The organism is Lysinibacillus sp. RS10 (genome assembly GCF_041956855.1).
GTDB classification, from domain to species: Bacteria; Bacillota; Bacilli; order Bacillales_A; family Planococcaceae; genus Lysinibacillus; species Lysinibacillus xylanilyticus_A.
Window position 1 is genome coordinate 1,275,161 of record NZ_CP167122.1, and the last position, 25,860, is coordinate 1,301,020.

At 36.1% G+C, this 25,860-nt stretch carries 30 protein-coding genes and 1 pseudogene; 21 read left to right on the forward strand and 10 right to left on the reverse strand.

The annotated features are described in order from the left end of the window. Positions 1–108: 108 nt before the first annotated feature. Together ACB089_RS06465 and ACB089_RS06470 are read left to right on the forward strand one after the other, a co-directional pair. Positions 109–1,344 (forward strand): chloride channel protein, encoded by a 1,236-nt coding sequence (locus tag ACB089_RS06465; RefSeq protein WP_374965730.1) that lies wholly within the window; start codon positions 109–111, stop codon positions 1,342–1,344. A gap of 364 nt (positions 1,345–1,708) precedes the next feature. Further along, the gene (locus ACB089_RS06470) at positions 1,709–2,086 is read left to right on the forward strand and encodes an SET domain-containing protein (protein WP_068983829.1); all 378 of its coding nucleotides are present in this window, start codon (positions 1,709–1,711) and stop codon (positions 2,084–2,086) included. 185 nt (positions 2,087–2,271) lie between these two features. On the opposite strand, the gene ACB089_RS06475 is transcribed toward ACB089_RS06470, so the two are convergent. Beyond that, positions 2,272–2,550, reverse strand: a complete 279-nt coding sequence (locus ACB089_RS06475) for a DUF3139 domain-containing protein (protein WP_374965731.1) — start codon at positions 2,548–2,550, stop codon at positions 2,272–2,274. A 508-nt stretch (positions 2,551–3,058) separates the two neighbouring features. Between ACB089_RS06475 and ACB089_RS06480 the strand changes: the two genes are divergently transcribed. Further along, positions 3,059–3,346, forward strand: a complete 288-nt coding sequence (locus tag ACB089_RS06480; protein ID WP_068983827.1) for a hypothetical protein — start codon at positions 3,059–3,061, stop codon at positions 3,344–3,346. Between the two features lie 89 nt (positions 3,347–3,435). Here ACB089_RS06480 and ACB089_RS06485 read toward each other — a convergent pair whose 3' ends face one another. The 3 genes from ACB089_RS06485 to fdhF are packed head-to-tail and all read right to left on the reverse strand — an operon-like array spanning position 3,436 to position 7,916. After that, positions 3,436–4,482: an Mrp/NBP35 family ATP-binding protein gene (locus tag ACB089_RS06485; RefSeq protein WP_374965732.1), complete on the reverse strand. Its 1,047-nt coding sequence runs from the start codon at positions 4,480–4,482 to the stop codon at positions 3,436–3,438. 16 nt (positions 4,483–4,498) lie between these two features. Beyond that, the gene (locus ACB089_RS06490; RefSeq protein ID WP_374965733.1) at positions 4,499–4,975 is read right to left on the reverse strand and encodes a DUF1641 domain-containing protein; all 477 of its coding nucleotides are present in this window, start codon (positions 4,973–4,975) and stop codon (positions 4,499–4,501) included. 4 nt (positions 4,976–4,979) lie between these two features. Next, entirely contained in the window at positions 4,980–7,916 is a 2,937-nt protein-coding gene (fdhF, locus tag ACB089_RS06495; protein ID WP_374965734.1) for a formate dehydrogenase subunit alpha, read from the reverse strand. A 615-nt stretch (positions 7,917–8,531) separates the two neighbouring features. Here fdhF and ACB089_RS06500 point away from each other — a divergent pair. The 3 genes from ACB089_RS06500 to moaA all read left to right on the forward strand — a co-directional run bounded on the left by ACB089_RS06500 (position 8,532) and on the right by moaA (position 11,119). After that, complete coding sequence (locus ACB089_RS06500; RefSeq protein ID WP_368635734.1) at positions 8,532–8,879, forward strand: DUF2294 domain-containing protein; 348 nt, start codon at positions 8,532–8,534, stop codon at positions 8,877–8,879. Between the two features lie 12 nt (positions 8,880–8,891). After that, positions 8,892–9,692 carry a formate dehydrogenase accessory sulfurtransferase FdhD gene (gene fdhD / locus ACB089_RS06505; protein WP_374965735.1) on the forward strand — a complete coding sequence of 267 codons (801 nt, stop codon included), beginning with the start codon at positions 8,892–8,894 and terminating at the stop codon, positions 9,690–9,692. A 410-nt stretch (positions 9,693–10,102) separates the two neighbouring features. Next, positions 10,103–11,119 (forward strand): GTP 3',8-cyclase MoaA, encoded by a 1,017-nt coding sequence (gene moaA / locus ACB089_RS06510; protein ID WP_374967517.1) that lies wholly within the window; start codon positions 10,103–10,105, stop codon positions 11,117–11,119. Between the two features lie 340 nt (positions 11,120–11,459). Here moaA and moaC read toward each other — a convergent pair whose 3' ends face one another. The 3 genes from moaC to ACB089_RS06525 are packed head-to-tail and all read right to left on the reverse strand — an operon-like array spanning position 11,460 to position 13,016. Continuing rightward, positions 11,460–11,942 (reverse strand): cyclic pyranopterin monophosphate synthase MoaC, encoded by a 483-nt coding sequence (gene moaC, locus ACB089_RS06515; protein ID WP_374965736.1) that lies wholly within the window; start codon positions 11,940–11,942, stop codon positions 11,460–11,462. Further along, positions 11,935–12,525: a molybdenum cofactor guanylyltransferase gene (locus ACB089_RS06520; RefSeq protein WP_374965737.1), complete on the reverse strand. Its 591-nt coding sequence runs from the start codon at positions 12,523–12,525 to the stop codon at positions 11,935–11,937. The genes moaC and ACB089_RS06520 overlap by 8 nt, the downstream gene beginning before the upstream one ends. Then, the gene (locus ACB089_RS06525; protein WP_368635737.1) at positions 12,522–13,016 is read right to left on the reverse strand and encodes a molybdenum cofactor biosynthesis protein B; all 495 of its coding nucleotides are present in this window, start codon (positions 13,014–13,016) and stop codon (positions 12,522–12,524) included. The genes ACB089_RS06520 and ACB089_RS06525 overlap by 4 nt, the downstream gene beginning before the upstream one ends. A 206-nt stretch (positions 13,017–13,222) precedes the next feature. Here ACB089_RS06525 and ACB089_RS06530 point away from each other — a divergent pair, with 206 nt between their 5' ends. From ACB089_RS06530 to ACB089_RS06555, 6 genes are all read left to right on the forward strand, one after another. Continuing rightward, positions 13,223–14,239 (forward strand): thiazole biosynthesis adenylyltransferase ThiF, encoded by a 1,017-nt coding sequence (locus ACB089_RS06530; RefSeq protein WP_374965738.1) that lies wholly within the window; start codon positions 13,223–13,225, stop codon positions 14,237–14,239. Positions 14,240–14,252: 13 nt separating this feature from the next. Beyond that, complete coding sequence (gene glp / locus ACB089_RS06535; RefSeq protein WP_374965739.1) at positions 14,253–15,545, forward strand: gephyrin-like molybdotransferase Glp; 1,293 nt, start codon at positions 14,253–14,255, stop codon at positions 15,543–15,545. Further along, a complete protein-coding gene (gene mobB, locus ACB089_RS06540) occupies positions 15,506–16,030 on the forward strand; it encodes a molybdopterin-guanine dinucleotide biosynthesis protein B (protein ID WP_374965740.1) in 525 nt (174 codons plus the stop codon). Before glp ends, mobB begins: the two co-directional genes overlap by 40 nt. Further along, positions 16,027–16,506: a molybdenum cofactor biosynthesis protein MoaE gene (locus tag ACB089_RS06545; protein WP_374965741.1), complete on the forward strand. Its 480-nt coding sequence runs from the start codon at positions 16,027–16,029 to the stop codon at positions 16,504–16,506. The genes mobB and ACB089_RS06545 overlap by 4 nt, the downstream gene beginning before the upstream one ends. Further along, positions 16,499–16,732: a molybdopterin converting factor subunit 1 gene (moaD, locus tag ACB089_RS06550; RefSeq protein ID WP_068983814.1), complete on the forward strand. Its 234-nt coding sequence runs from the start codon at positions 16,499–16,501 to the stop codon at positions 16,730–16,732. The genes ACB089_RS06545 and moaD overlap by 8 nt, the downstream gene beginning before the upstream one ends. Before the next feature lie 223 nt (positions 16,733–16,955). Then, positions 16,956–17,261 carry a hypothetical protein gene (locus ACB089_RS06555; RefSeq protein WP_374965742.1) on the forward strand — a complete coding sequence of 102 codons (306 nt, stop codon included), beginning with the start codon at positions 16,956–16,958 and terminating at the stop codon, positions 17,259–17,261. A gap of 91 nt (positions 17,262–17,352) precedes the next feature. Here the strand turns inward: ACB089_RS06555 and modB are convergent, their stop codons facing one another. Then, entirely contained in the window at positions 17,353–18,009 is a 657-nt protein-coding gene (gene modB / locus ACB089_RS06560; protein ID WP_374967518.1) for a molybdate ABC transporter permease subunit, read from the reverse strand. A gap of 3 nt (positions 18,010–18,012) precedes the next feature. Further along, a complete protein-coding gene (gene modA, locus ACB089_RS06565) occupies positions 18,013–18,801 on the reverse strand; it encodes a molybdate ABC transporter substrate-binding protein (RefSeq protein WP_374965743.1) in 789 nt (262 codons plus the stop codon). Between the two features lie 162 nt (positions 18,802–18,963). On the opposite strand from modA, the gene ACB089_RS06570 reads away from it, so the two are divergent. The 4 genes from ACB089_RS06570 to ACB089_RS06585 all read left to right on the forward strand — a co-directional run bounded on the left by ACB089_RS06570 (position 18,964) and on the right by ACB089_RS06585 (position 22,349). Continuing rightward, entirely contained in the window at positions 18,964–19,887 is a 924-nt protein-coding gene (locus ACB089_RS06570) for a substrate-binding domain-containing protein (protein ID WP_374965744.1), read from the forward strand. A gap of 575 nt (positions 19,888–20,462) precedes the next feature. Then, on the forward strand, positions 20,463–21,005 hold the full coding sequence (locus ACB089_RS06575) for a TlpA family protein disulfide reductase (RefSeq protein WP_374965745.1): 543 nt from the start codon (positions 20,463–20,465) through the stop codon (positions 21,003–21,005). An 89-nt stretch (positions 21,006–21,094) separates the two neighbouring features. Continuing rightward, on the forward strand, positions 21,095–21,598 hold the full coding sequence (locus tag ACB089_RS06580; protein ID WP_374965746.1) for a DinB family protein: 504 nt from the start codon (positions 21,095–21,097) through the stop codon (positions 21,596–21,598). 22 nt (positions 21,599–21,620) lie between these two features. Then, positions 21,621–22,349, forward strand: a complete 729-nt coding sequence (locus ACB089_RS06585; RefSeq protein ID WP_374965747.1) for a metallophosphoesterase family protein — start codon at positions 21,621–21,623, stop codon at positions 22,347–22,349. Between the two features lie 169 nt (positions 22,350–22,518). On the opposite strand, the gene ACB089_RS06590 is transcribed toward ACB089_RS06585, so the two are convergent. Then, a complete protein-coding gene (locus ACB089_RS06590; protein ID WP_374965748.1) occupies positions 22,519–23,523 on the reverse strand; it encodes a nucleoid-associated protein in 1,005 nt (334 codons plus the stop codon). Between the two features lie 267 nt (positions 23,524–23,790). Here ACB089_RS06590 and tsaA point away from each other — a divergent pair, with 267 nt between their 5' ends. From tsaA to ACB089_RS06615, 5 genes and pseudogenes are all read left to right on the forward strand, one after another. Continuing rightward, complete coding sequence (gene tsaA, locus ACB089_RS06595; RefSeq protein ID WP_374965749.1) at positions 23,791–24,252, forward strand: tRNA (N6-threonylcarbamoyladenosine(37)-N6)-methyltransferase TrmO; 462 nt, start codon at positions 23,791–23,793, stop codon at positions 24,250–24,252. 19 nt (positions 24,253–24,271) lie between these two features. Next, on the forward strand, positions 24,272–24,388 hold the full coding sequence (locus ACB089_RS06600; protein ID WP_374967519.1) for a GNAT family N-acetyltransferase: 117 nt from the start codon (positions 24,272–24,274) through the stop codon (positions 24,386–24,388). Positions 24,389–24,409: 21 nt separating this feature from the next. After that, positions 24,410–24,706 (forward strand): annotated as a pseudogene (locus tag ACB089_RS06605) (alpha/beta hydrolase fold domain-containing protein); the annotation flags it as partial. 289 nt (positions 24,707–24,995) lie between these two features. Then, positions 24,996–25,157, forward strand: coding sequence for a hypothetical protein (locus ACB089_RS06610; protein WP_368635750.1), 162 nt, complete (start codon positions 24,996–24,998; stop codon positions 25,155–25,157). A 278-nt stretch (positions 25,158–25,435) separates the two neighbouring features. After that, positions 25,436–25,858 (forward strand): universal stress protein, encoded by a 423-nt coding sequence (locus tag ACB089_RS06615; protein WP_374965750.1) that lies wholly within the window; start codon positions 25,436–25,438, stop codon positions 25,856–25,858. Positions 25,859–25,860 lie beyond the last annotated feature (2 nt).

The following is a 25,860-nucleotide window of genomic DNA, read 5'->3' on the forward strand; positions in this document are numbered from 1 at the left end:
AGTCTAGTATAGTTATATGGGCATTATAAAAATGGCTGTATTTCAAATAAATATAGTTACTAACAAGAGAGTGTCTTAATATATGTATAAAAAGTGGTGGATTTTGTATTGAATGAGAAATATTCTAAAATAATCGGATTACTAGTTTATGGCTTAATTTTAAGTGGGATTATCGGTTTTATTTCTTCTGTTTTTTTAATATTAGTTAATGGCTTGGCAGATTTTTTATGGACTGACGTATCCAATACTTTAAAAGTACCCGCTATTTATACATTACTTTTATGTATTTTGGGTGGTGTTTTAGTAGGTGTTAGCAAGTATAAGTGGGGGGGCCTGCCTCAAACGGCTAATGAAGCTATTGTTGAATTAAAAACAACTCAAAGAATGAACTATTCAAATGTAGGTCTCAATTTTTTAATTGCTTTTTTAATTTTAATTTTTGGTGCAAGTGTTGGTCCTGCAGCAGCCATATTAAGTTCTGTTATTGCGTTATCAGTATGGCAGGCAGATAAAATGCGTTACTTTTATTTTTCCTACAATGAATGGAAAAAGGAATCTTGGTTAATTAGGCTAAAAAAATTTGCTTTACCTCATCATTACCTTATTCCCTATAATCCTGATCAGGCACCTAAAGAGAAAAAACTGCTTTTATTGAAGAAATTCTTATATATATTATTTATCATTAATGGCATAGTGACCTTTATGTTTTTTATTAAAATATCAGATCAACCTCCTTTTGTGACCAAGTTAGGCGAAACGAATTGGGGATTGGATGAATTGTTTCTTTTTATTCCTTTTGTGTTGTTCGGTATTTTGTTTAGTAAACTTTATGAACTAATGGAAAGAGCGATGAATAAAATCTTTTCTAAAATCAACAATAAAATTATTTTAAGTGCTGTTATCGGTGGTATTGGGATTGGTTTGATATCTTTAATCGCTCCTAAATTACTTTTTTCCGGTCAACTGTCTATGCAAGATTTACCTAGTTTAGTACCAACACTTTCGATGGCTACTTTAATTTTAGCTTCTGTTTTAAAACTGATTTTTATGGAGTTTTGTTTTAAGTCAGGTTGGGTTGGTGGAAATGTTTTACCAGTTATCTTCGCTTCCATTTTACAGGGCTATGCGATCGCGACTTTTTTCCCGCAACTAGATGTGCTTTTTATCGTAGCTGTTATAGGTGGTAGTGCTTCGATTGCTATTTTAAAGACACCTTTACTAGTAGGAATTTCTCTAATGCTATTTTTCCCAAAAGAGTTAGCCCCAGTTATATTAATTATTGTGTTTATATTTATTTTGTTAAGTAAAATGAATAAAAAATCACCGGATAAAATAGCTGCTTAATTTTAGTTGGAGACGCTGATTCTAACCAACTGAAGAGTGCTTCAAATCCTTTAGTATTAGGGTTTGAGGCGCTTTTCCTTTTTAAGAATACGTTTGACAAGGATAAAAAATGAAAAGACTCTACACATTTTCTGCACAAACAAAAAGATTTTTTTGATAATCCTTGTTGATCTTCAATTTTTCGCGCTCATCAACAAAAGTTGTGGATGACATTTGTTAAATCAACCACACGTTATGGTGATGAGCCATTATTCGGTGACAATTAAGGTGTTTAATTTAAAATAATTTCATTTTTTTAGAGCTCAATGTTCAAATTAATGTTACAGTTAGAAAGAAAATTTTATTAATGAGTAGGAGAACAAACATGATTGAAATAAAAACATCTCCATTAAGTGATGGAGAATTCAATAGAGGGGTATTTGCTACATGCGATATCCAAAAAGGAGAGCTTTTACATGAGGCACCTGTAATTGCTTATCCAAATGAAGAGCATCAATACATTGAGCAAACCTTGCTCGCTGATTACGCTTTTGAGTATGGAATAGGTCGTTCTGCGATTCTTCTTGGTTATGGAATGTTGTTTAATCATTCTTATGAACCAAATGCAACATATGAGATTAATTTTAAAAATCAAACATTTGACTTTTTTGCTTATAAAGATATAAAAGCTGGAGAAGAAATTCTAATCAATTATAATGGTGACGTTGATAACAAAGATGAACTGTGGTTTAATGAGGAATAAATCATGGTGATGAGTCGGCTACTTCAATAATTAATCATCTTTATATTGAATCCTGTAAGCATTGCTGCAAAACTCTCATATAATTAATATTACGAAACGCTTTAAATCCTTTAGTAGGGATTAAAGCGTTTTTTTTATCAACGTTTAGAAAACGAAATTGTCCGTGTTGTAGATAAATGAATAGTTCAATGATAGTCTGTCTTTTTCACAAAATTGCTGAACTTGTTTCTTTTTTTAGTTATTCCATAATAATAGGTTGTATTAGGCTCATCCTTAAAAATGACCATATAATGTCCGTGATAAAAATCTTTATTTATTAAGTGCTTTTGCTCAACATAATGTGATTCTTTAATTTTATCGTCTGTATATCTCTGCTCTTCTAAATATTTTGGAACATACTTATTAGCGATGTATTTTGTATATGGATTCCCGTTGTTTAGTACATAAATAAAATCTATTAGCATAGCAAAGACAATAACAGTGATTAGGGTACTAACTGTAATTAAAATCTTTTTTACTCATCTTACATCCCCCCTCATTATTGGTTTCTTCCAAAACTGTCCTTTTCTTTAAAACCTGAATAAAAAATCGTTTGTTAAATTGTAATATATTTATATATGTTAGTGTAGGGAAGTAGGTAAGTGTATCGTTTCTGCTTCAGTGGCTTTTCACCAAAAGTTGTGGATGACATTTTTTAAAATATATGCACTGTATATTAGTTGATTGGAGTGGAGACTGGGCGACTCCTTGGGGATCAGCGTCACAGATGAGACCCTGGAGCGAGCAACGCGAGTGAAGCGGCTCATCGGACGCCCCCAGGAAAGCGCCCAGTCGGAACGGAAATCAATTACACGTTATGGTGGTGAGCCATTACTTATGAAATATCGAAGAAACGTGAGAAGCGAGAATTTATAGAAAAAGAGTTATAATATAATAGGAAGAAACTCAATATAAAGAGAGATGAATTTTTAAATGAATGAACAATTAGCTGATTGGATAACGCGTTTTCAAAAGGAGAAAGATATAGAGGCCCTCGCAAACTTAAAAGACTATTGCTACTATATGGTCGAACCTTTAATTGAGGAATTTACAGAGAAATACGGTGAAGATGCTGGGGAATTATTACGTTTAAAATGGGATAAGCGTTTTTATTTTATTTTTACAAAGTATCAATTAAATGTTGGGCTTCCTTTAGATACTTTCGTAAAAAATACGTATCGTTTTTATTTTATGCAGGTTTTAAAAAAGGCTGGTTATTGAACTAAATAGTAGGGGAGTGTTTCGTTAGAACACTGCTATATAAAAAAACCCTTGTCTCGTGTAAGAACGAGTCAAGGGTTATTATTGTTTTATTGATACGTTATATCTTCTGCAAGGTGGGTAAATACTTCACCGATGATAGAGTCTTCGTCATAAACGGAAGAACCTGTATTTTCCTCAGGTTGGGCAAATGGAATTTGAGCGATGATACTTGACTGAAGCTCATCTGCTAATTTCTCTGCGCCACCTTGACCGAATAAATAGTTCTTTTCACCATTTGAGTTTTCGAAGTAAGCCATGTTTTCAACAACACCAAGAATCGTGTGTTTCGTATGTTGAGCCATCAGACCTGCACGAGAAGCAACATGAGAAGCTGCAAGGTGTGGTGTTGTTACAATAATTTCCTGCGCTTGTGGAATCATTGCTGCCATATCAATGGCTACATCTCCTGTACCAGGTGGTAAGTCAATAAGGAGATAATCTAATTCATCCCAATGTGTATTAACAAGGAAATTACGAATCCATTTGTTGAGCATTGGGCCACGCCACATGACAGGTTGGTTTTCGTTTGTGAAAAAACCCATCGACATGATTTTTACTCCATGACTTATTACCGGAATAGCAGTTTGGTCAATCATTGTTGGCTTTTGTTGAACCTTCATCATGGCAGGAATACTAAAGCCATAAATGTCAGCATCTAAAATCCCTACTCGTTTACCAAGGCGGGCAAGGGCTACTGCTAAATTAATCGTCACAGTAGATTTACCGACGCCACCTTTACCACTAGTAATGGCAATAAATTTGACACCAGAGTCGGGTAGAAGCATTGTAGGCATACCTTTAGCCGTAACATTTTGAGATTTTAAAGAAGCTGTTAAACTGCGACGTTCGTCATCTGTCATAGAACCAAATTGGATGGATACTTTTGATGCACCGATCGCTTGTAACGCTTCTTCAACATCTGCTTGAATTTTGGCTTTTAATGGACAACCTTGAATAGTCAAGACAAGATCCAGTGAGATATGTGTACCGTCAACTTGAATATTTCGTACCATATTCAAGTCAACGATGCTTTTATGAAGTTCTGGGTCATCGATTTTCTGCAAAGTTTTTAAAATGTGTTCGTTCGTTAGCATATCAGAATCCACCTTCCTATTTTAGGCCTTTGCCAAGCCCTTTTAAGAAGTGAGCGCCAAAATTTACAGCACGATTAACATCAGGATCGTTTAGCATTTTGAACAGCTTAAAAGCACTAACTTTTTCATCAGATTCAACAGCTTTGTTTGCTTCATCTAAGCCTGAATTTAAGCCTTCAATTAGCTTTGTTGTTGTTTCTGGATTCAGTTCGGTTAATGCTCCAGCAGCACCCATTAAGTTGTTGATGAGATTTGTAACGGGCTTGCGAGTTAATTGACCAAGTGCAATATGTGCAACATCTTCTTTTGCTTCAAGTAGCTTTGTAGCTGCTTCAAGTGCTCCAATATCATTTAATTCTGCCATGATCGAAAAGACTTGATTGACCATTTCTTCATTCTCAGAAAGAAGTTGTTTTAAATTGTCTAACTTTTCTTCCTTCAGTTGTTCTTCTGTTAGTTGTTGTTTTTTAATTGTTGTAATTGGCGCAGCCATGAAATCACTTCCTTTCGTTAGTTGTTGTTAAGTGAACGTAGCCAGGACGATCCCATTTACGTTGTACTTCAACACCATTTTGTGGATGGCGTTTTTTATAACGTGGGTTTGTTCTAGGAAGTGGCGTTTTTCCTTTTTGTTTCAATACTTCTACGCGTACTTTTGTTTGTTTATAAGCAGGTGTCGATGTATTGATGTCTGCAGCTGGACCCGTTAAGAAATTAATCGCTGAATCTTTGCTAACAGAGTTCATAGGTAAGAAAAGTTCATTTCCTTGTACGCGATCTGTCACTAGGGCATTTAATTTTAATGCGCCTTGAGGAGACACTAAACGAAGAAGAGCTCCATCTTCAATGCCACGTTCTTTTGCTAGCTCTGGTGATACTTCAACAAAAATTTCAGGTACTTTCGATTGAATACCTTTTGATTTGTTTGTCATATTACCTTCATGGAAGTGTTCAAGCATACGGCCATTGTTAATATGGCAATCATATTGCGCTTCATATTCAACCGGTCTGATCCAATCGTTTAAAGCAAAACGAGCTTTTTTGTCAGGGAAGTTAAAGCCATCCTCATATAGTAAAGGTGTGTCTTTACCATCATGGCTACCCCAACAGAAGCTACCCCAATTTTCTAATACATCATAGTTCGCTTGCGAGAAGAATGGAGCAAGACTGGCCATTTCAGCAAAGATTTCACTTGGGTGACTGTAATTCCAGTCAGCACCTAGGCGACGTGCTACTGCTTGAAGGATTTCCCAATCGGCTTTTGATTCACCGAGTGTTGGTAATACTTGATATAGTCGTTGCACACGACGCTCTGTATTCGTGAACGTACCTTCTTTTTCAAGAGAAGGTGCTGCTGGTAAAATAACATCTGCATATTGTGCTGTACGTGAAAGGAAGCAATCTTGTACAACAAAGAAATCTAATTGTGAAAGTACTTTATCTACATGGTTAGCATCGCAATCTACAAGTGCCATATCTTCCCCAACTAAATACATTGCTTTCATTTTACCTTCCATGATCGCATCTAACATGGCCATATTCGTACGACCTGGTTCAGGTTTGATTTTCACACCATATGCTTCTTCAAATTTCTTACGTGCTTCGTCGTCTATTACTTTTTGATTACCTGGTAATAGATTTGGTAGTGTACCCATATCACAAGCACCTTGAACATTGTTGTGACCACGAAGAGGGTAGGCACCTGCACCTGGACGACGATAGTTACCAGTAGCTAGAAGTAGGTTAGAAATTGCAGCTGATGTATAGGAGCCACCTGTATTTTGTGTAACACCCATACCCCAAAGTACACATGTACCGTCAGCATCACGAATCATTTCAGCAACATTTATCAACGTTTCTTTTGAAATGCCCGTTTCTTTTTCTGCATATTCGAGTGTGTATGTTTCAAGTACATCTTTAAAATCATCAAAGAAGTGCACGTTCTCTTTAATGAAGGCTTCATCATGCCAGCCTTGATCGATCATATATTTTGTAACGGCCATTAACCATACTTGGTCTGTTCCTTGTTTTGGGCGCATGAAAATATCAGAACGCTCAGCCATTTCATGTTTACGAACGTCGGCAACAATTAATTTTTGACCGTGTAACTTATGGGCACGTTTTACACGAGTAGCTAAAACAGGGTGACCTTCTGCAGGGTTTGCCCCAACAATAATAACAAGGCCAGCTTTTGCGATATCTTTGATCGTTCCAGCGTCGCCACCTATACCAACTGTGCGTAGTAGGCCATCAGTAGCTGGAGATTGACAATAGCGTGAGCAGTTATCAACGTCGTTTGTTTCGAATAATTGACGCGCCATTTTTTGAATTAAGTAGTTTTCTTCGTTTGTAATTTTTGAAGAAGAAATAAAGCCGACAGATCCAGAACCATATTCTTTTTGGATGCCACCTAGTTTAGTAGCAATTAAGTCAAGCGCTTCGTCCCATGAAGATTCAACAAATGCATCATTTTTACGAATTAATGGTTTTGTAATTCGTTCTTCAGAGTTGATGAAGTCCCAACCGAATTTCCCTTTTACACAAGTAGAAATAGCATTGACAGGACCGTCAGAAGGTTGCACTTTTAAAATTTTGCGGTCTTTTGTCCAAACTTCAAACGAACAACCTACTCCACAGAAAGTACAAACTGTTTTTGTTTTCTTCGTACGTTTACTACGCATAGCAGCCTCGACTTCAGAAACCGCAAAGATACCGCTATAGCCAGGTTCAACTTCCTTAATTAAATCAATCATCGGATCTAACGTATCTTGTTTAAGCCCAGTCATAAAACCAGCTTCGCCAAGCATTGATTTTTCCATTAAGGCGTTACATGGACAAACGGTAACACATTGACCACAACCTACACAGGAAGAATCGTTAATAGCTACGCCTTCATCCCAAATTACTTTTGGTCTATCAGCTTCCCAATCTAGCGATAACGTTTCGTTAACTTGTAGGTTTTGACACACTTCTACACATTGTCCACATGCAATACATTGGTTTGCATCATATCGATAGAATGGATGAGACATATCCACTTCATGTGGTTCCACTTTTGGTTGATAAGGATATTTTTGGTGTTCAATTTCCATTAATTCTGCAGTGTTGTGTAATGTACAATTCCCGTTGTTATTGTCACAAACGGTACAATACAGCAAATGGTTTTCTAGTAGACGGTCCATGGCTTCTGTTTGTGCTGCTTTCGCTTTCTCAGAAGTAAGTTGGATATCCATGCCGGCTACTGCTTTTGTTGAACAAGAACGAACTAATTGGCCGTTCACTTCAACGATACATGTATCACAAGTTTCGATAGGATCAACTGATGGTACATGACAAATTTGTGGATGGTCGATTCCGTGTTGATTAATGGTATCCAGTATTGTAGCTCCATCTGCTACATCGTACGATACGCCATTAATGTTAATTTTAGTCAAGGTGGGTTCCTCCTTTTGTTCTTTGATGACTTATATGACAACAGGTTAATACTTAGGATAAAACGGGAATAGAATTTCGAGTTGATTATTTTAGTTAAAGGTGTCTTGTTATACTTCTATTTCCCGATTTATCAAATTTCTACACCGTAGTAGATGAAGAATCCTTTATTACGAGGTGTCAGTGTTGTTATTGCTCAAAAAATAAAAAAAACCACCATGAAACGGCACGTATATTACATGCTGATTAGTCATGGTGGATAAAATTCTTAACAGGCCTTGCTAAAAACTCAATCTACTTTTATTTTTTATTCAATATAACAATAGAATGCAAATATTAAAACCCTCCATGCGAATAGTTCAACTTTATTAGTAGTAAACCATGACATAAGAATCAAAATACTTTAACTCCATTTATAATACCACTTATTATAGCCCTTTCAGTCAAAATGGACAATAATTATAATAAATTTATAATAAAATTTATTAATTGATAATAATTATCAACTAATATTTTCACTTTAATTTTTTTTCAAGTTGCTATATTATTAACAATCTGTAAGGGTGACCCCCGTGAGCATAGGAAAAAAGTTTAATTACGTTGGGAGAATCGTTAAAATGTCAAAAAAAGTACATGAGTTCAACGACATTATTCGAAAATTACGCAAAGATATATTTGGAAAGGGACCAGAGCGTATTCATACTGTTTTCGTCGAGAACATGGCTGTTTCAACTTTATATGGTAATATCACACCAACTGAAAAATTTATTGCAAGTACACCTGAAGGGTTAACAATGGTACACGCTGCACGTACAAGGATGATTCAAGATTTGTATACTAAAAGTCCTCCAGATGGCATGGAAGAATTGATGGGCTCTAAGTTACTCCATTTATTTTCGGATATCAAAATTGAAGAGGATTTTGCTATTTCTGTATTTGTTTTTGAAGATAATATTAGTGAATAAAGGGGATGCCTTATGGATAGAGCGGTAGCAAGAGAAATTATACGTGTTGAAGATCATCAAATCAAAGAAATGGAAGATACCGTTGTCACTGAATACGCTGTCACAGTTAAGATTAATCAGCAAGAATTTGTGACGATGGTTTGCACACCAGAGTATGTAGAAGATATGGTGATTGGCTATTTGGCTTCTGAACGAATCATTCGCAATAACGAAGATATTGAAGAAATTTGGCACCAAGAAAAAGAAGGTTTTGTGCATGTTAAAACAAAGCATGTGAATCCTTACTTTCAACAAATTCAAAATAAACGATACATTACATCTTGCTGTGGCATGAGTCGTCAAGGTTTTGTTTTTGCTAATGATGCATTAGTTTCTAAAAAAATGGAAGGTATTCATGTGCGTATTACAACAGATGATTGTTTTCGTTTAATGCGCGATATGCAAGATTCGGCTGAGATTTTCAAACAAACGGGTGGTGTTCATAATGCAGCGCTTTGTGATGTGAATGGTATTGTATTAAGTCGAATGGATATTGGGCGCCATAATGCATTAGATAAAATTTATGGACATTGTCTACGAAACAACATTAGCATGCAAGATAAAATTATCGTATTTAGCGGACGGATTTCATCTGAAATTTTACTGAAAGTCTCGAAGATTGGCTGTGAAATAGTATTATCTAAATCTGCTCCAACAGAATTAGCATTGCAATTAGCAGAGCAACTCGGTATTACAACGGTAGGTTTTATTCGTCAAAATACACTTAACATTTATACACACAAAGAGCGTATTCAATTACCTACAAATGATTGACTATAACTTCTTTCAGCAGATGTTTTTTGTACAAAAAACATCTGCTGCAGGTATAGATGTTTTTGTAACTTAAGTGCAACGTCAGTTACAGAAGTCTCCCACCTCCATAGGGTGAGATAAATGCAGGTTAAAATTATTTTCAGCAGGAGGCCCAAATATCCGCTGAAAGAAGCTAATGCCTCCGGCGGATGTCACAGAATCGAAAAGGAGTTCTTAGGGGATGTTAGCCTAAAACCATCGCATCCATGCGATAACGGCTAACTGACCTGCAGCGGTAATAACGCCACGTCCTGTGGCATTACCGAAATGACCGACATCGTGTCGGCCCTCGTGCAGGCCTAAGCACAAAGTCGATTCCGGACACAATTATGCCGAGGCATAATTGATCAAAATGAAAGAAGGAGATTACAATTACTAGTCTACAAGATCAACTACACAGACCATTAAGAGATTTAAGGATATCCGTGACAGACCGTTGTAATTTTCGTTGTCAATATTGCATGCCTGCAGAAGTATTTGGTCCAGATTATGCTTTCTTACCGTCCGATAAAGTATTGAGTTTTGAAGAAATCGAACGATTAGTAAAGATTTTCGTTTCATTAGGTGTGAGAAAAGTACGCATTACTGGCGGTGAGCCTTTACTACGTCGTGATCTGCCAAAATTAATTGAACGTATTCATCGTATAGTTGGAGTGGAGGAGATTGCCTTAACAACCAATGGTACTTTATTGAAAAAATATGCAAATGATTTAGCAAAAGCAGGATTATCACGAGTATCTATAAGTCTAGATTCATTAAATGAGGAACGTTTTTTCGAGATGAATGGTCATCGTGGAAAAGTGACAACGGTATTAGAAGGTATAGAAAAAGCGGCAGAAGCAGGCTTACAAGTAAAGATCAATATGGTTGTTCAAAAAGGAAAAAATGAACAGGATATTGTTTCGATGGCACAATTTTTCAAAGAGAAACAGCACATTCTTCGTTTTATTGAATATATGGATGTCGGTAATTCGAATGGTTGGCAACTAGATGAGGTTGTATCGAAGAAAGAAATTATTGACCAAGTTCATCAGTTTTCTCCTTTGCATCCTGTTGACCCTAATTATAAAGGGGAAGTGGCGACGCGTTATCAATATCAAGATGCTAAGGGCGAAATCGGCGTAATATCATCTGTAACAGATTCTTTCTGCTCAAATTGTTCGCGTGCTCGTATTTCTGCAGAAGGAAAACTTTATACGTGTTTATTTGCAACAGAGGGTACGAATCTACGAGAGTTGTTAAGGTCTGGAGCAGACGATGAAGCGATCACCCAATGCATTTCAAATGTTTGGGAAGATAGAAAAGATCGCTATTCCGATGAACGAAATGAACAGACAATGAAAAAACGGAAAAACTCAAAAATCGAAATGTCACACATCGGTGGTTAGACGAAATAGAGTGGTATTAGTTCGGATTGGCTATGTAAAAAAACAGAAAAAATCGGCACAATAATGCCGGATTTTTAACTTCATTCAGCAGAAAGCTACTGCCCTAGAAGGTGGTGATATGGATGCGTATGAGGTTTCTTTTCAGTGGGTGTCCAAGTACCTGTCGTTACGCTTTTGGTACAAAAGGCACCTGCTGAATGAAGATAAAGCCTCCGGCGGTTGTCACGGATTTTCAAAGGAATGAATGGTGCTAGCACAATTCAAAATCCGGACGCATTGTTTATCTGCGCGAAAGTGAAGCGGCAGCGGCAATTACGCCGAGGCGAAATTGATTTGATGTTTATTTATGCACAAAGGTGCCACTTTTTCCGCCTGTTTTTTCAACAAGGTATGTGTCTTTAATGACCATAGATTTGTCAACGGCTTTACACATATCATAAAAAGTCAGTGCGGCAATAGATACAGCAGTTAGAGCTTCCATTTCGACGCCTGTTTTACCACTACATTTTACTGTTGCTTGAATATGAAGTTCGTAGCCAACCTGTGCCTTTGTATAGTCAAATTGGAAATCGGTACCTTGTAACATGATCGGATGACACATAGGGATAATATCAGCTGTTTTTTTAGCGCCCATAATCCCGGCAATTTGCGCTACTTGCGTAGGGTCACCTTTTTTAATGCCTCCTTGTTGGATGGCTTGATAGACTTCATCGGATAAAGTGATCGTACTACGAGCAATGGCTGTGCGATTGGTGCTTGTTTTTTCAGAGATGTCGACCATTTTAGGACGACCTTCTTCGTTCCAGTGTGTAAAATTACTCATTATTAGACTTCCTTTCAAATGTTTGATGCCAATCTTGTTGAGAGTTGATATTGATAAATGTTGAGCTTTCTTCTTCAAATGGAACATAACATACTTGAAGTTGCTCTAACAAGACTTTCATACTTCGCTTGTTTTGTTGCACTAATTGATTTGCTATCGGTAAAGCACTGCGTCGATATAAAGCAGCAAGAGGTTGTAATCTTGAATCTTGTTTCGGAATAATAGCATCATAACGATCATCGATAAATGTAAGCATGGTTTGGATAAAATCTGCATGGATAAAAGGCATATCACTAGCTACGACAAAAAACCATTCGACATCGGGAAAATTAGTCATGATATTTTGCAGGGCAAACAGAGGTCCTTGATGAGGCTGTTTTTCAATGATCCATTGGACCTTTTCTTCTACAAACTTCGATTGCAAGCTAGCATTAGTAGCAATAATTAAAGGCTGTAGTTGATTTTTTTGTAAGGCTATGAGACTTTGCTTATATAGTGGCTGGCCAGCAAACAACTCAAACATTTTCGGTTGACCATATCGAGAAGATTGACCACCGGCTAAGACAACACCAGCTATTTTCATACACGATTCAGCTCACCGACAAAATGTTGCACAGTCGGAAGAATTAGTTTTGTCATGGCAAGTGTCACGGCATTGGTGGAACCTGGTAACAAATAGATGGCCGTTTTATCGCGACTCCCTGCTGTGGCACGACTAAACATGGCTTTTGGACCGATTTCTTCGTAGCTTAATGTTCGAAATAATTCACCAAATCCCATCATCTCTTTTTCGAAAAGAGGGAGAAGGGTGTCGTATGTTTGGTCTCTTGGAGTAAATCCTGTTCCACCTGTTACGATAATCGTATTGATGGTGTGATCAACGCACCATTTTTTTACATGATTTGCGATGTCAAGTGGTTCATCTTTTGATATTTGGTAGTCCACTAATTCAAATGAAGCTTCTTGAAGTAACGATTGAATACACTGGCCACCGCGATCATCTGCCTTTGTGCGTGTGTCACTCACAGTTAAAATGGCAGCTCGTATAGGAAGTTGATGATGTGTAGGATGCAAGGGTAAAGACCTCCTTTTATAGAGTAAGAAAGTGTGAAATTTTTCTATTTAAAATAGTGTCTAGGCATTCGTGCTAGTCGCTCGAGGTCGCTTCGGACTCGCCAAAGCTTGTCGCGGCTAAACGGGCTCGAATGCGCTTTTCTTATTATAAAGCTATAAATTAAAAGGTCAAACTAAAATTCATAGATAGAAAGGCAAAAACATTTATGCATAATAGATATTCTAGACAACAATTATTCAGCCCAATCGGAGAGAAAGGGCAGCAATTACTAAAACAAAAACATGTTCTAATCATAGGTGTTGGTGCATTGGGCAGTGCTAGCGCAGAGGCTCTAGTGAGGGCAGGCGTTGGGAAGTTGACGATTATTGATCGTGATTATGTAGAGTGGAGTAATTTACAAAGACAGCAACTATATACCGAACAAGATGCGCAAGAAAAAATTCCTAAAGTAATTGCTGCCAAAAAACGACTACAAAGTATAAACTCAGAGGTGGAAATCAACGAATATATTCTGGATGCAAGTTCAGAGCAATTAATAGCACTACTTGCAGATGTAGATGTCATGGTAGATGCAACAGATAACTTTGATATTCGTTTTATGATGAACGACCTTGCACAAAAATATCAAATTCCTTGGGTTTATGGTTCTTGTGTTGGTAGTTATGGCGCTACTTATACGATTGTGCCAGGTAAAACACCTTGTTTACATTGTTTGCTAGAGGCGATGCCTAATACAGGAATGACATGCGATACAGTTGGAATTATTAGTCCGACTGTTCAAATAGTAGCAGCTTATCAAGTAGCTGAGGTTTTCAAACTTTTAGTAGGGGATGAAGAAGCGGTTCGAAAAAGCTTTTTAACCTTTGATGTTTGGCAAAATCAACACTATGAAATAAATGTGGAAAAAATACGTAAAAGTGATTGTCCATCTTGTGGAAACAACCCCACATATCCGTATTTGTCCTACGAAAATCAAACAAAATTAGATATTTTATGTGGTCGCGATGCCATTCAAATTCGTCCACCTAAACCGATTCACTATAATCTTGATCAGCTTGCTGTCCAAATTCGTCCCTATGGCGATATTCAAAAAAATCCCTATTTACTTTCTTGCCAAGCGGAGGATTATCGACTGGTGATTTTCCAGGATGGACGTGTTGTTATTCATGGGATACAAGATGTACAAAAGGCTAAAACCATTTATTATCGTTTACTCGGATAAAGGAGTGTTCCAAATGTTAGAGAAAAGAAAACCAATAGCTGTAGGTGAAGCGGTTCAACGTGTTATGGAGTTTGCATTCCAAGAAAAAATAGAGATTGTTTCACTACAGCAAGCATATGGGCGTTTTTTAGCAGAAGACGTTGCAGCAGACCAAGATGTACCTGCTTTTGATCGTTCACCTTACGATGGTTATGCTATTCGTTCGGTCGATAGTCAAGAGGCAAGTTCAGAAAATCCAGTAACCTTTAAAGTAGTCGGAGAAATTGGCGCGGGCTATGTATTTGAGGAAGTAGTAGGTGCTAAAGAAGCGGTCCGCATTATGACAGGAGCACCTATCCCAAAAGGATGCGATGCAGTCGTTATGTTAGAATTAGCGCATACATTTGAAGAAGACAATCAAATGTATATGTCGATTAAACGCTCTTATGCAACAGGAACAAATATTTCATATCAGGGAGAGGACGTTCAAAAAAGCGCAATCCTTATCGAAAAAGGACAATCGATCAATCCAGGTGTTGTCGCATTACTTGCTACTTTTGGTTATGATCAAGTACCTGTATTTCGAAAGCCAATCGTAGGTGTCATTGCAACAGGAAGTGAATTACTAGAACCGAGTGAATCTTTACAGCCAGGGAAAATTCGTAATAGTAATGCATACATGATAATGGCCCAAATTGAACGTGCTGGGGCAACCGTTAAATATTTTGGTAAATTTAGTGATGACATAAATTTATGTATTGATGTTGTAGAGAAAGCGCTACAAGAAGTAGACATATTGATTACAACAGGAGGAGTATCAGTAGGTGATTATGATTACTTACCAGCCATTTATGAAGCCATTGACGCAAAAGTACTTTTTAATAAAGTAGCGATGCGACCAGGTAGTGTAACAACTGTTGCTGCTCGAAATGGTCAATTATTATTTGGACTTTCAGGTAATCCATCAGCTTGCTATGTAGGTTTTGAACTATTTACACGACCTATTATTCGAAAGGCATTGGGCCATAAGCAGCCACATCTACGTAGAGAGCAGGCTATTTTAGGTGCGGACTTTAAAAAACCGAATCCGTTTACCCGTTTTGTGCGTGCTAGTGTTTCTTATGAAAAAGGTCAATTAGTTGCAGTTCCTTCTGGTTTTGATAAATCTAGTGCTATTTCGTCTTTAGCGGAAGCCAATGCCTTTATTGTATTACCAGGTGGATCACGTGGATACGAAAAAGGCATGCAAGTAGCTGTCTTATTGTTAGAAGATTTGCAAGGAAGTGAGTGGCCTTGGGACAACATCGAAAAATCCTACAAATCGTAGGTTATCAAAATAGTGGGAAGACAACGGTAATGGAACAACTCATTACACAAGCTACGACTGAAGGCTTGCGTGTAGGAACAATCAAGCATCATGGACATGGTGGTATCCCTACGATAGAAAGTTCGAAAGACAGTGCTCGTCATGAAAAGGCTGGCGCAAGTGTAACGGCAGTTGAAGGAGAAGGTACTTTGCGCATGAGTATTCACCAAAGTAACTGGCAACTTGGTGATATACTAGCTATTTATGAGTCAATTGAAATGGATATCATTTTAATTGAAGGCTATAAAAATGAACACTATCCGAAGGTTGTTCTTTTGCGACAAGCGGAAGATCAATCCTTGCTACAAAAAGTAAGCAATATCGTCTGTGTTCTTTACTGGCCGACCTATCCACTGGATAAACCACTAGATTATCCAACTTTTTCAATTCATGAAAAAGCACAATATATAGAAGTTCTTATGCGAGAAATGAGGAGAAAATCATGAATACATCGTTGTTTGAAATCATCGATAAACCAATTGATGTTGAGGAAGTTAGACAAAAAGTAACAAGTAGAAACGCTGGTGCAATCACTGTTTTCATCGGAACAGTCCGTGAAATGACGAAAGAAAAGAAAACATTACATTTGGAATATCAAGCCTATCCACCTATGGCCATTAAAATGTTTGAACAAATTTCTAAAGAAATACAAGAGCGATGGCCAGAGGCGAAAATAGCCATTACGCATCGTGTTGGTCATTTAGAAATCTCGGATATTGCTGTAGTAATTGCGGTTTCATCACCCCATCGTAAAATGGCCTATGCAGCAAATGAATTTGCTATTGATCGTATTAAACAAATTGTGCCTATTTGGAAAAAAGAGTATTGGGAAGATGGAACCGAATGGATTGGCGATCAATTAGAAAATGTACCTTATCCAAAAGGAAACCCAACAATCAGTGAGGAGGATTTTGGTGATTAACATATTATTGTTTGCACACTTACAAGAAATCATCGGTGAGCCAAAATTAACTGTAGAGCTGTCAGACCGTACAGTTGGACAAATTAAAGCATGGATGGAAAGCCAATATCCACAAATTTCTTTGCAACATGTTATGACAGCGGTAAATGAGGAATTTGCAACCGATTCAACGGTTATAAAAACAGGGGACACAATCGCCTTTATTCCACCAATTAGTGGTGGGTAAAGAGTAAAGATGTAGCTTGGTAATTGATAATATAGTCTGATGAAAATTATCTTTCTTCTAGAGATTTCTTAGAGGTAAGATAATTTTTTTGTTGGATATTCATGTGAATTCGACTGTGAGGATTGTAAATTTTTGTACTTAAAATTAACGAAGCAGGTTATTAAAACAAGAAAATAGGATGAAAAGTTAGTAAAATAGTGGTAAAGATCAAGGGGGGGATAGTATGGCTGAAAAGATTTTATTTTTTATTTTAATGATGCCCATTTATGGTTTAGTAATTTGGTCTTATTTTTATCCTGAAGAAAGTCTGTTGTTCGGGAAAAGATGGATGTACAAAGAAGAACCCCAGTTATCGAATGAAGTGATCCGTTATACTAAATTTGCCTCAAAGGTCGTTATGATTGGATTACCCATCGTTGTCATTAGTTTCATCTTTGATATTTATTTTCTTAGATTTACGTTAGTGGTAATTCCTTTAGTAATCGCATTTGGCGCACTTAAAATATTCACAGATGAAAAAGATTCCTAAAATAGTGCAACTAGTTCTGACACATTAAATAAGAGCATGTTTTGGATCTTTTCAAAACATGCTCTTTTGCTACAAAGATACAGTTGTATTGTTATGCTTTCAATAGATGGACGCTCAGAAGCATAAGGAAGGAAATACCTATCATACAAATCACCCATGACCAAGCGAGTGACATATTACCCGATTCAATCGCCATATAAATAGCAAGTGGCGTTGTTTGCGTTTTGCCTGGAAGGTTTCCCGCAAACATTAAGGTTGCCCCAAATTCACCTAAAGCTCGTGTAAAACTTAAAATTCCACCTGCCACAATCGCTTTTAATGCAAGAGGAATAGAAATGAAGAAAAAGACTTGCCATTCGTTAGCACCATCAACACGTGCGGCGTTCTCGATATCCTCATCAACAGCTTCGAATCCAGTTTTTGCCGATTGATACATTAAAGGAAATGCAACAACAGTAGAGGCGATAACTGCCGCCCACCATGTGAACATAACGGGTTGGTTGAAAAGCCATGTAATCAAGCTACCTAACACGCTGTTTTTGCCGAAAATAATAATCAGAAGGAAGCCTACTACCGTAGGAGGTAATACCAATGGTAAAAGCAGTACCGTTTCAAGAAATAATTTCCCTTTGAAATTGCGTTTTGCCATCCACTTACCAAATAGAATACCTGCTACTATAACAATGATTCCTGACACAAATGCAATTTCAATAGAAAGTTTAAGGGGTGACCAGAAATCGGTACTCATCAATTAATGAGCTCCTTGAAAGCCGTATTTTTTAAATACTTTCATCGCATTATCGCTTTGTAAATAGTTATAAAAATCTTCGGCTTCTTTAGCATGCTTACTATCTTTGATAACACCTACAGGATAAATAATAGGTGTATGTGTATCACCTTGTGCTGTAGCAACAACATCCACTTTATCTGAAACAAGGGCATCTGTTTTATATACCATACCTGCATCAACATTTTCAGTTTCTGTATAAGTAAGTACTTGTCGTACGTCTTTTGTATACACAACTTTTGATGCTACATCTTCCCAAAGTTTCATATTTGTCAATGTTTCTACACCGTACTTGCCAGCAGGAACCGATTCTGGTGTACCAACGGCAATCTTATCAGCCTTCGTTAAATCTTCAAAAGATTGAATGTGTTTTTCATTTTTCTTAGGAACGATTAATACTAATTCGTTAGCTAAAAGGTCCGTTCCTTGTTGTTGGTCGATTAAACCGTTTTTTACTAGTTCATCAAATTTATCTTCTGCTGCTGAAAAGAAAAGATCTACAGGAGCACCTTTTACAATTTGTTGCTGTAATGCTCCAGAGCCACCAAAGTTATAGATGATTCTAATATTATCATGTTCTTTTTCATAGGTTTTTTGAAGTTCTTCTAATGACTCTTGTAAACTAGCCGCTGCGGAAATTGTTATTTCAACAGGTTCGTTTGTTGTTTTGTTGTTACTACCTTGACTACCACAACCTGTTAAAATACCAACAAGTAGTAACGATGAAGCGAATAAACTATAGAACTTTTTCACTTTGAATATACTCCTTATATAACTCGTTATAACAAGACATAACTAATTATAATTAGTTATGTCTAAAAAAGAAATACCTAATTGCTAGAAACGTTCAAGATGTTAAAAAAAGCATAAATACGTTACTATGGTATCAATAGAAGCATAGAAGGAGATTTTTACATGTCACATGAACATTCCTATACGATTGAAGAGGTTGCACAATTATTAAAGGTTTCCAAATTAACGATCTATGATTTGGTGAAAAAGGGAGATTTACCTGTTTTTCGTGTAGGTCGACAAATGCGTGTGGACCGAACAGATTTACAAATATATATACAAAAGAGCAAAACGGGAGTCACTCCTACTTCGTCTACTGCACCGACTACCCTTACGATAAAGAATAAAAAAATTATTATTAGTGGACAAGATTTAGTATTAGACTTATTAGGAAAATATATTGAGAAAAAACAATCCAATAAAGTATTACGCTCCCATGAAGGTAGCTTTAATGGTGTCATGGCGATGTATAATGGAGAATGTGATATTGCGAGTTTACATTTGTACGACGGTGATACAGGGGATTACAATACGACTTATTTGAAAAAGATTTTTGTGAGTCACGCCTATGTTCTCATCAATCTAATTTCACGCCGAGCAGGCTTTTATGTTCCAAAAGGAAATCCCTTGCAAATTCAATCATTTGATGATTTTAAGACCAAATCACTAAAACTGATTAACCGTGAAAAAGGCTCAGGTGCTCGAACTTTATTAGATGAACAATTACGAGTTCACCACATAGCTCCATCCTCTATTGAAGGATATAACGAAGAGGAAATGAGCCATATCGATGTGGCTTCTGCTGTGGCAAATGGGAATGCAGATATTGGCATAGGCATTGAAAAAATATCTAAACTCATAGAGGTTGATTTTATACCACTTATTAGAGAACGTTATGATATTGTGCTATTAAAAACGCCTGAAAACCAACAACTGATTGAATCGGTGAAAGAGATTTTAACGTCACCCGATTTCCAATCAGAAGTAGCCGCACTAGGTGATTATGACGTCACTCAAATGGGACAAATTATTTATGAAACACTTTAATGAAGTATGACTCTTCGGCAAAGCGAGGGGGTGATTTCCGTTGCGACTGGGCGCTTTCTTGGGGGCGTCCGATGAGCCGCTTCGCTTCGCTCCAGGGTCTCAGGCCAATACGATGTTGGTCACGAAGGCGTTATCACAGGACGTGATGATTTTAGCCTTCGTTTCTCTATTCGCTAAATCCCCAAGGAGTCGCCCAGTCTCCACTCCAATCAACCGCGATAAAAGGATTTTTTTGTTGCTATTTTACTAATATATCCCTTTTTAACTGCCCCTAGCGGAAATCAGAGCCTTCCAATTAATTAGTATGGGTAGAATTGATTGATACACCTGATATTACATAAATAAATTTCAGAACCAGCTACTATAAAATTACAGTTACAATAGACGAATTTGGACACTCTTATTTTAGGAGTGTCTTTATTTAAATATTTTTTTAGATTCTATTATTAGCAAGCGTGAAATTTAATCTGTTACTGCTATTATTTCTCTGAATATAATGTAAAAATTTAACACGCGATATATAATAGATATACTTATAAGGTACAAATACACAAGGGAATCTTAGGTGATCGTTTATGAAATTTAAAAAACGTTTAGGTTTGTATTTCTCAGCTTTGTTAGTCGTATTACTTGTAGGAATTGTTTTGAAAAATGTATTCATAAAAGAAGCAACGGTTAATCCGATAGTAGAAAAAGAGGATGGAACAAAACAGCTTGTTTTCGATACAAAGTTAACAAGATTAGACGAATCAACAACAACACTTAAAGAATACAATGGAAAGGTCCTAATCGTTAACTTTTGGGCATCTTGGTGTGAGCCATGTCAAGAAGAAGCTCCTGATTTAAGGGATTTTTATAACAATAAACCTGAAAATGTTGAGCTGTTAGCAATCAATGCTACTTCACATGATAGTCGTGAAAATGTAATGAAGTTCCAAGAATCATACAATTTAAGTTTCCCTATATTTCTTGATTTAGATAATACACTTCAAAAATCATTTGAAGTATTGGCTTACCCAACAACTTTTATATTTGATTCTAAAGGTATATTAAAGTACACAATAAAAGGACAGATTAATCAACAAGAATTAAATAAGTATATTGATCAACTCTACTAATCTGTAAACGCAGTTCCTTTAGATGAGAGCACTTTTCTGTTTTAAAGATGAAATTATGAATAATCACGCAAGGAAAAAGGGGGATTATTATGTATCAGACTTTAAATGATTTTTTTAAGTCTTGGGAGTTTGAAGCCAATTGTACACAGAAATTATTGAATAATCTAACTGATGAATCACTAAAACAGGAAATTACGTCTGAAAATTGGACTTTAGGACGTATTGCTTGGCATACTGTTACTGCAATTCGCATCATTACTTCAAATACAAGTGTAACATTTGATGCTCCAACTAAAGATTATCCGGTTCCTACTTCAGCACAATTTATTGCAGATAGCTATTCTCAAGTCAATAATGCGTTTGTGCAAGCAGTAAAAACCAATTGGACTGATCAAACTCTTCAAGAGCACATTGAATTTTTCGGTCAAGAAATGGAAATTGGTACACTTTTAATGTTTTTAATTCAACATCAGAATCATCATCGAGGACAAATGACAGTTCTTATGCGACAGGCGGGATTAACTGTCCCAGGCATTTATGGTCCAGCTAAAGAGGAATGGGGAAATTTTGGGATGGAAGCTCCGGAAATGTAAAATTAATTAAGGTGAGGATATTGTGAAAATAGCTGTACTATCAGATATTCATGGAAATAAAGATGCGTTAAAAGCAGTGTTAGAGGATATAAAATATAGAAATATCGAGAGGGTTTATAATTTAGGTGATACTCTTTATGGACCATTATTTCCGTTAGAAACATATGAAATGATAAAGAGTACAGATATTAAAGGTGTAAGTGGAAATTGTGATCGGATACTATTACAGTCTTCATCGGAAAATCCAACTATTCAATATGTATTAGATATGCTCACGGAAGAACATAAAAGCTGGTTATTAAACCTGCCATTTTCAATTCAGACAGATGATTTTTACTTTTGTCATGCTTCACCTGAAAATGATGAGCTTTATATGTTGAATGAAATTACGCCAAATGGTGTTACTTTAAAACAAACAGAGGAAATAATGAAATTAGTAAAAGACATCCCACAACATATTATTTTTTGTGGTCACTCCCATTTACCGACGATTGTTTATTTACCTAATAACAAAATCATTATTAATCCGGGGAGTGTCGGTTTGCCTGCTTATGAAGAAGAAGAACCGTTCTATTATAAGATTGAATCAGGCACACCATTTGCGAATTATACAGTTGTAGAAAAAAGGAATGATGAATGGATTATAGAGCAGTTAAGCGTTCCTTATGATACTACGGAAGTTATTAAACAAAGTGAAGACCAAAATAGACCTGATTGGGCCAGAGCATTAAAATGTGGAAGAGTAAAATAGAAGAGCAAAAGGATTTGTTGAAAAAACATAAAAACAAGTCCTTTATTTTATGATCTAAAATCTATCGTGGACTTTGTCTTTTATTGCAATCACCTTTAGTAGGTTCTTCTTTTGGATAAATAAAATAACAGAGGCTTTCCGATAAATCTTAGGAAAGCCTCTGAGTATATTATAGTTCTTCCTGGAAATAAATTTTATAAAACTTTCGATTTGTCGCTTCATCGTAGCCTACTTCAATGAGTTCATCCACTTGCTCAATATCCTGTACGTTCACCTGAATTTCAATATTGGAATCGAGTTTAATTTTACGTTTATATTTCTTTTCAGCCTTTTCAAGTGCACTCTCAGAAATAACGGTTTCATAAGGTTTTACCGAATTTATGATGATATCTTTTTGTGTTGGCTCAGCATTTTCAAATACCGTTTCAATATAATCGTTTACTTGGAATTCATCTTCATTTCTAAAATAATCAAGCGTTTTGTTCAAAAGCCCCAATTTTTCAGTATTCGTGAAGCTCTCTTCTTTTAAAATATATTTTTTACATTCTGTTAGCGCTAAATTCGTTTTATAATAATGTTCATCCGCTGCTTTAATCTTTAAAAATCGTTCTTGCCAATAAACAATATCTTCTTTTCTTTTTGTTTTTATAAAGACAGCAGGTGCCTCATCCGTCCCCATATCTACGATGATGGCCATATTATTGATCTTCTTGACATTAATTCCGTCAATGCCATTGACCACCATTTTGTTTTGATCGCTTTTTACATCTAAAAACATTTCTTTTTCATCAATTTTAACAATGGCAATTATTTTTTTAACTTCTGTAGACAGAAAACAATTGTCAAATAATCCAATAAACAATTCGCCATTTTTAATGTTAGGATGTTGAGATACACTATGTAAGTGTGTAGCGATGTTTTTTGATTGCTCAAGGAAATTATTCTCCTCATCAAAAATAGCCCTCACATATGTGTATACCTCATTTAATCCAATATCTGTTTCATGAAAAAATTCGTATTGCTGCTCTAAATCGATTTTACTAAATGCTAGCTGTGTAAAAGCTGCCTCTAGCATAACCTCTGGCTGCGAAAATGACTCCTCGCCTAACACGAGTGTATCCCCAATAAAATGTATAATATATTGTGCTAACTTACTATCACTTACTTCTAGCATGTTTTTCACCTTCTAAAAATTCATTGTAGATACTATACCATATCACATCCCTCACAACATTTCATAATATTTTTTAGTTCAAAAGATTAGTAATTTTTGTCGGTCAATAATGTAGAAGAATTATAGCGTACGGTTTTTTGTTTAAGTGCTATGAAGCCAATGATTGTAGGCTAATTGTCGTAAATTGACATTGCTTGTAGCTGGAGTATACTGGAATTAAACGGAAGGTGTATCGAAAGGAAATCCACAATAGAAGAGGGTCATTATATGCAATATAACATTAAACCCATAGCTGCAGTAAGCAATAGTCGAAAGATGATTGAAGATGACAATTGGGGTGGCATTATTTCTACTATTGAATTGACAAAGGATATGCAAGAATCTTCTTTAAAAGGAATTGATGATTTTTCTCATTTAGAAATTATATTTTATTTTGACAAAGTTTCAGATGAGAAAATCCAATATGAAGCGAGACATCCTAGAAATAATAAGGACTATCCAGAAGTCGGTATTTTTGCACAGAGAGGTAAAAATAGACCTAATAAAATAGGTTTAACGGTTGTGGAATTACTAGAATTGAAGGATAGAACATTAATCGTTAAAGGCTTAGACGCTATTGATGGAACACCTATTATAGATATAAAACCAGTAATGAAAGAGTTTTTACCAAAAGGTGAAATAAAACAACCATATTGGGCAACAGAGTTAATGAAGAATTATTGGGAGTAGTATATTTACAACAGCAGATATTGGTTTACCTAAAATTATCGCTGTTGTTCATCCTGATAACGTGGCATCTATCCGAATTTTAGATAAGCTCGGAATGAACTATGAATATACGTATAACAATCTAAATCTAGAATGAAAGGATTTTTAAGGGCTACTGCAGAATGATAGTGATAATATGTCACAATATGCTGCAGCTGCAAGAGCAGAAGACTTATCTGGCTTACCATTCACTTATACATGTAGTGGCCAATTAGATCCTTTCCGAGATGAAACTTTACAATATGTAACGAAGCTATGTCAGGCTGGCGTTGATGTTGAATTCCATTTGTATCCGAGCTGTTATCATGCCTTTGAAAGCATCGTTCCAGAAGCGGCAGTTAGTAAAAGAGCAATTGCCGAATATGTTGAGGCAGCTAAATATGTTTTAAATCGTCATGTAACAGTTCACTTATAGTCTAAGTAATATAAAATCCGCTAGGCAGGAAAAGTCTGGCGGATTTTTATTCGTCTATTTTTCCATTGAGTTTAGATACAAAGATCGTGGATTGAAACTAAAGTTAAATTACTCTACATAGGGAATATGTCTAAGAAGTTTAGATAAATATGAATGTTGAGCCAATAATATATACCTTTTAGCCTTCGTGCAATTGGTACGTAATAATCAAAAATTAAAAATATAATTGTCAGAAAAAAATACCAACATTATAATAGTGACAATAAAACAAACTATATGAGGTGAGTTAATGGAAAAAGCAGCTAGTTATGATTTTCTTAATTCATACCAAAAATTGCAGCAGGAACGACTCATCAATCGAAAAGAAGAGTATTTAGAGGTGCTGGAAAAAACAAAGGCTAAAGGTGAAATATTAGAGTTTGAAAGCATAATAGGGGAGGCGTCTAAGTGACGTCTTTTTCTTTTGGAGTTAAATGAAAAGGGTGAAGAAAGCCAGTATCTCGAAATGGCTAACAATGCTGCTGTTCGTAGGATGCTCTGTATTAAAGTGAAAGGCCGATTTGATGGTAGCGAAAAACGGCAAGGGATGGTTGCTCAGCTCTTTACAACGGCCAATAATAAAACTAGGGCTACGTTAGGGTAGATTATGACAATAACTGTATTGTATTCCATTTGTGATATAATGAAATAAGTAACATTCAATTATGTTGATGGACAAGGAGATCTACTATGACTACAAATTATAAAAAAATTGCAGTGGCAATTGACTTTTCAGAACAATCATTAAAAGCATTGGAACAAGCTATTGAATTAACTTTACAGTATGATGCCGCTTTAGAATTAGTTAACGTTATTGATACAAAGTCCTTTGGGGCAATTTCAGCCTATGATTTAAAATACGCTGAGGAATTGAAAAACGACAACTCAAATAAAATGGAAGAGCTAAAAAAGAAAGTTTTAGCAGCAGGAGTAAAAGAGGTAGGAGCAGTTGTAGTAACTGGTTCTCCGAAAGGGATTTTAACTGAACTACCTGGTGTTAGCTTAATCGTATGTGGCGCAACAGGGTTGAATCGGATGGAGAAAATGGTACTAGGCTCAGTTGCAGAGAGAATCGTCCGACACGCTAAATGCGATGTTCTAATTGTTCGTTAATA

Bases quoted from the DNA above. Each gene is read 5' to 3' on its own strand.
- ACB089_RS06485 (WP_374965732.1), bottom strand. From the start codon at position 4,482: ATGCTAACGAACGAACACATTTTAAAAACTTTGCAGAAAATCGATGAC.
- ACB089_RS06615 (WP_374965750.1), top strand. From the start codon at position 25,436: ATGACTACAAATTATAAAAAAATTGCAGTGGCAATTGACTTTTCAGAA.
- glp (WP_374965739.1), top strand. From the start codon at position 14,253: ATGTTAGAGAAAAGAAAACCAATAGCTGTAGGTGAAGCGGTTCAACGT.
- ACB089_RS06575 (WP_374965745.1), top strand. From the start codon at position 20,463: ATGAAATTTAAAAAACGTTTAGGTTTGTATTTCTCAGCTTTGTTAGTC.
- ACB089_RS06610 (WP_368635750.1), top strand. From the start codon at position 24,996: ATGGAAAAAGCAGCTAGTTATGATTTTCTTAATTCATACCAAAAATTG.
- ACB089_RS06520 (WP_374965737.1), bottom strand. From the start codon at position 12,525: ATGAAAATAGCTGGTGTTGTCTTAGCCGGTGGTCAATCTTCTCGATAT.
- modB (WP_374967518.1), bottom strand. From the start codon at position 18,009: ATGAGTACCGATTTCTGGTCACCCCTTAAACTTTCTATTGAAATTGCA.
- ACB089_RS06555 (WP_374965742.1), top strand. From the start codon at position 16,956: ATGGCTGAAAAGATTTTATTTTTTATTTTAATGATGCCCATTTATGGT.
- ACB089_RS06470 (WP_068983829.1), top strand. From the start codon at position 1,709: ATGATTGAAATAAAAACATCTCCATTAAGTGATGGAGAATTCAATAGA.
- ACB089_RS06545 (WP_374965741.1), top strand. From the start codon at position 16,027: ATGAATACATCGTTGTTTGAAATCATCGATAAACCAATTGATGTTGAG.
- ACB089_RS06590 (WP_374965748.1), bottom strand. From the start codon at position 23,523: ATGCTAGAAGTAAGTGATAGTAAGTTAGCACAATATATTATACATTTT.
- fdhD (WP_374965735.1), top strand. From the start codon at position 8,892: ATGGATAGAGCGGTAGCAAGAGAAATTATACGTGTTGAAGATCATCAA.
- ACB089_RS06530 (WP_374965738.1), top strand. From the start codon at position 13,223: ATGCATAATAGATATTCTAGACAACAATTATTCAGCCCAATCGGAGAG.
- ACB089_RS06570 (WP_374965744.1), top strand. From the start codon at position 18,964: ATGTCACATGAACATTCCTATACGATTGAAGAGGTTGCACAATTATTA.
- ACB089_RS06475 (WP_374965731.1), bottom strand. From the start codon at position 2,550: ATGCTAATAGATTTTATTTATGTACTAAACAACGGGAATCCATATACA.
- ACB089_RS06490 (WP_374965733.1), bottom strand. From the start codon at position 4,975: ATGGCTGCGCCAATTACAACAATTAAAAAACAACAACTAACAGAAGAA.
- moaC (WP_374965736.1), bottom strand. From the start codon at position 11,942: ATGAGTAATTTTACACACTGGAACGAAGAAGGTCGTCCTAAAATGGTC.
- tsaA (WP_374965749.1), top strand. From the start codon at position 23,791: ATGCAATATAACATTAAACCCATAGCTGCAGTAAGCAATAGTCGAAAG.
- ACB089_RS06480 (WP_068983827.1), top strand. From the start codon at position 3,059: ATGAATGAACAATTAGCTGATTGGATAACGCGTTTTCAAAAGGAGAAA.
- ACB089_RS06500 (WP_368635734.1), top strand. From the start codon at position 8,532: ATGTCAAAAAAAGTACATGAGTTCAACGACATTATTCGAAAATTACGC.
- ACB089_RS06580 (WP_374965746.1), top strand. From the start codon at position 21,095: ATGTATCAGACTTTAAATGATTTTTTTAAGTCTTGGGAGTTTGAAGCC.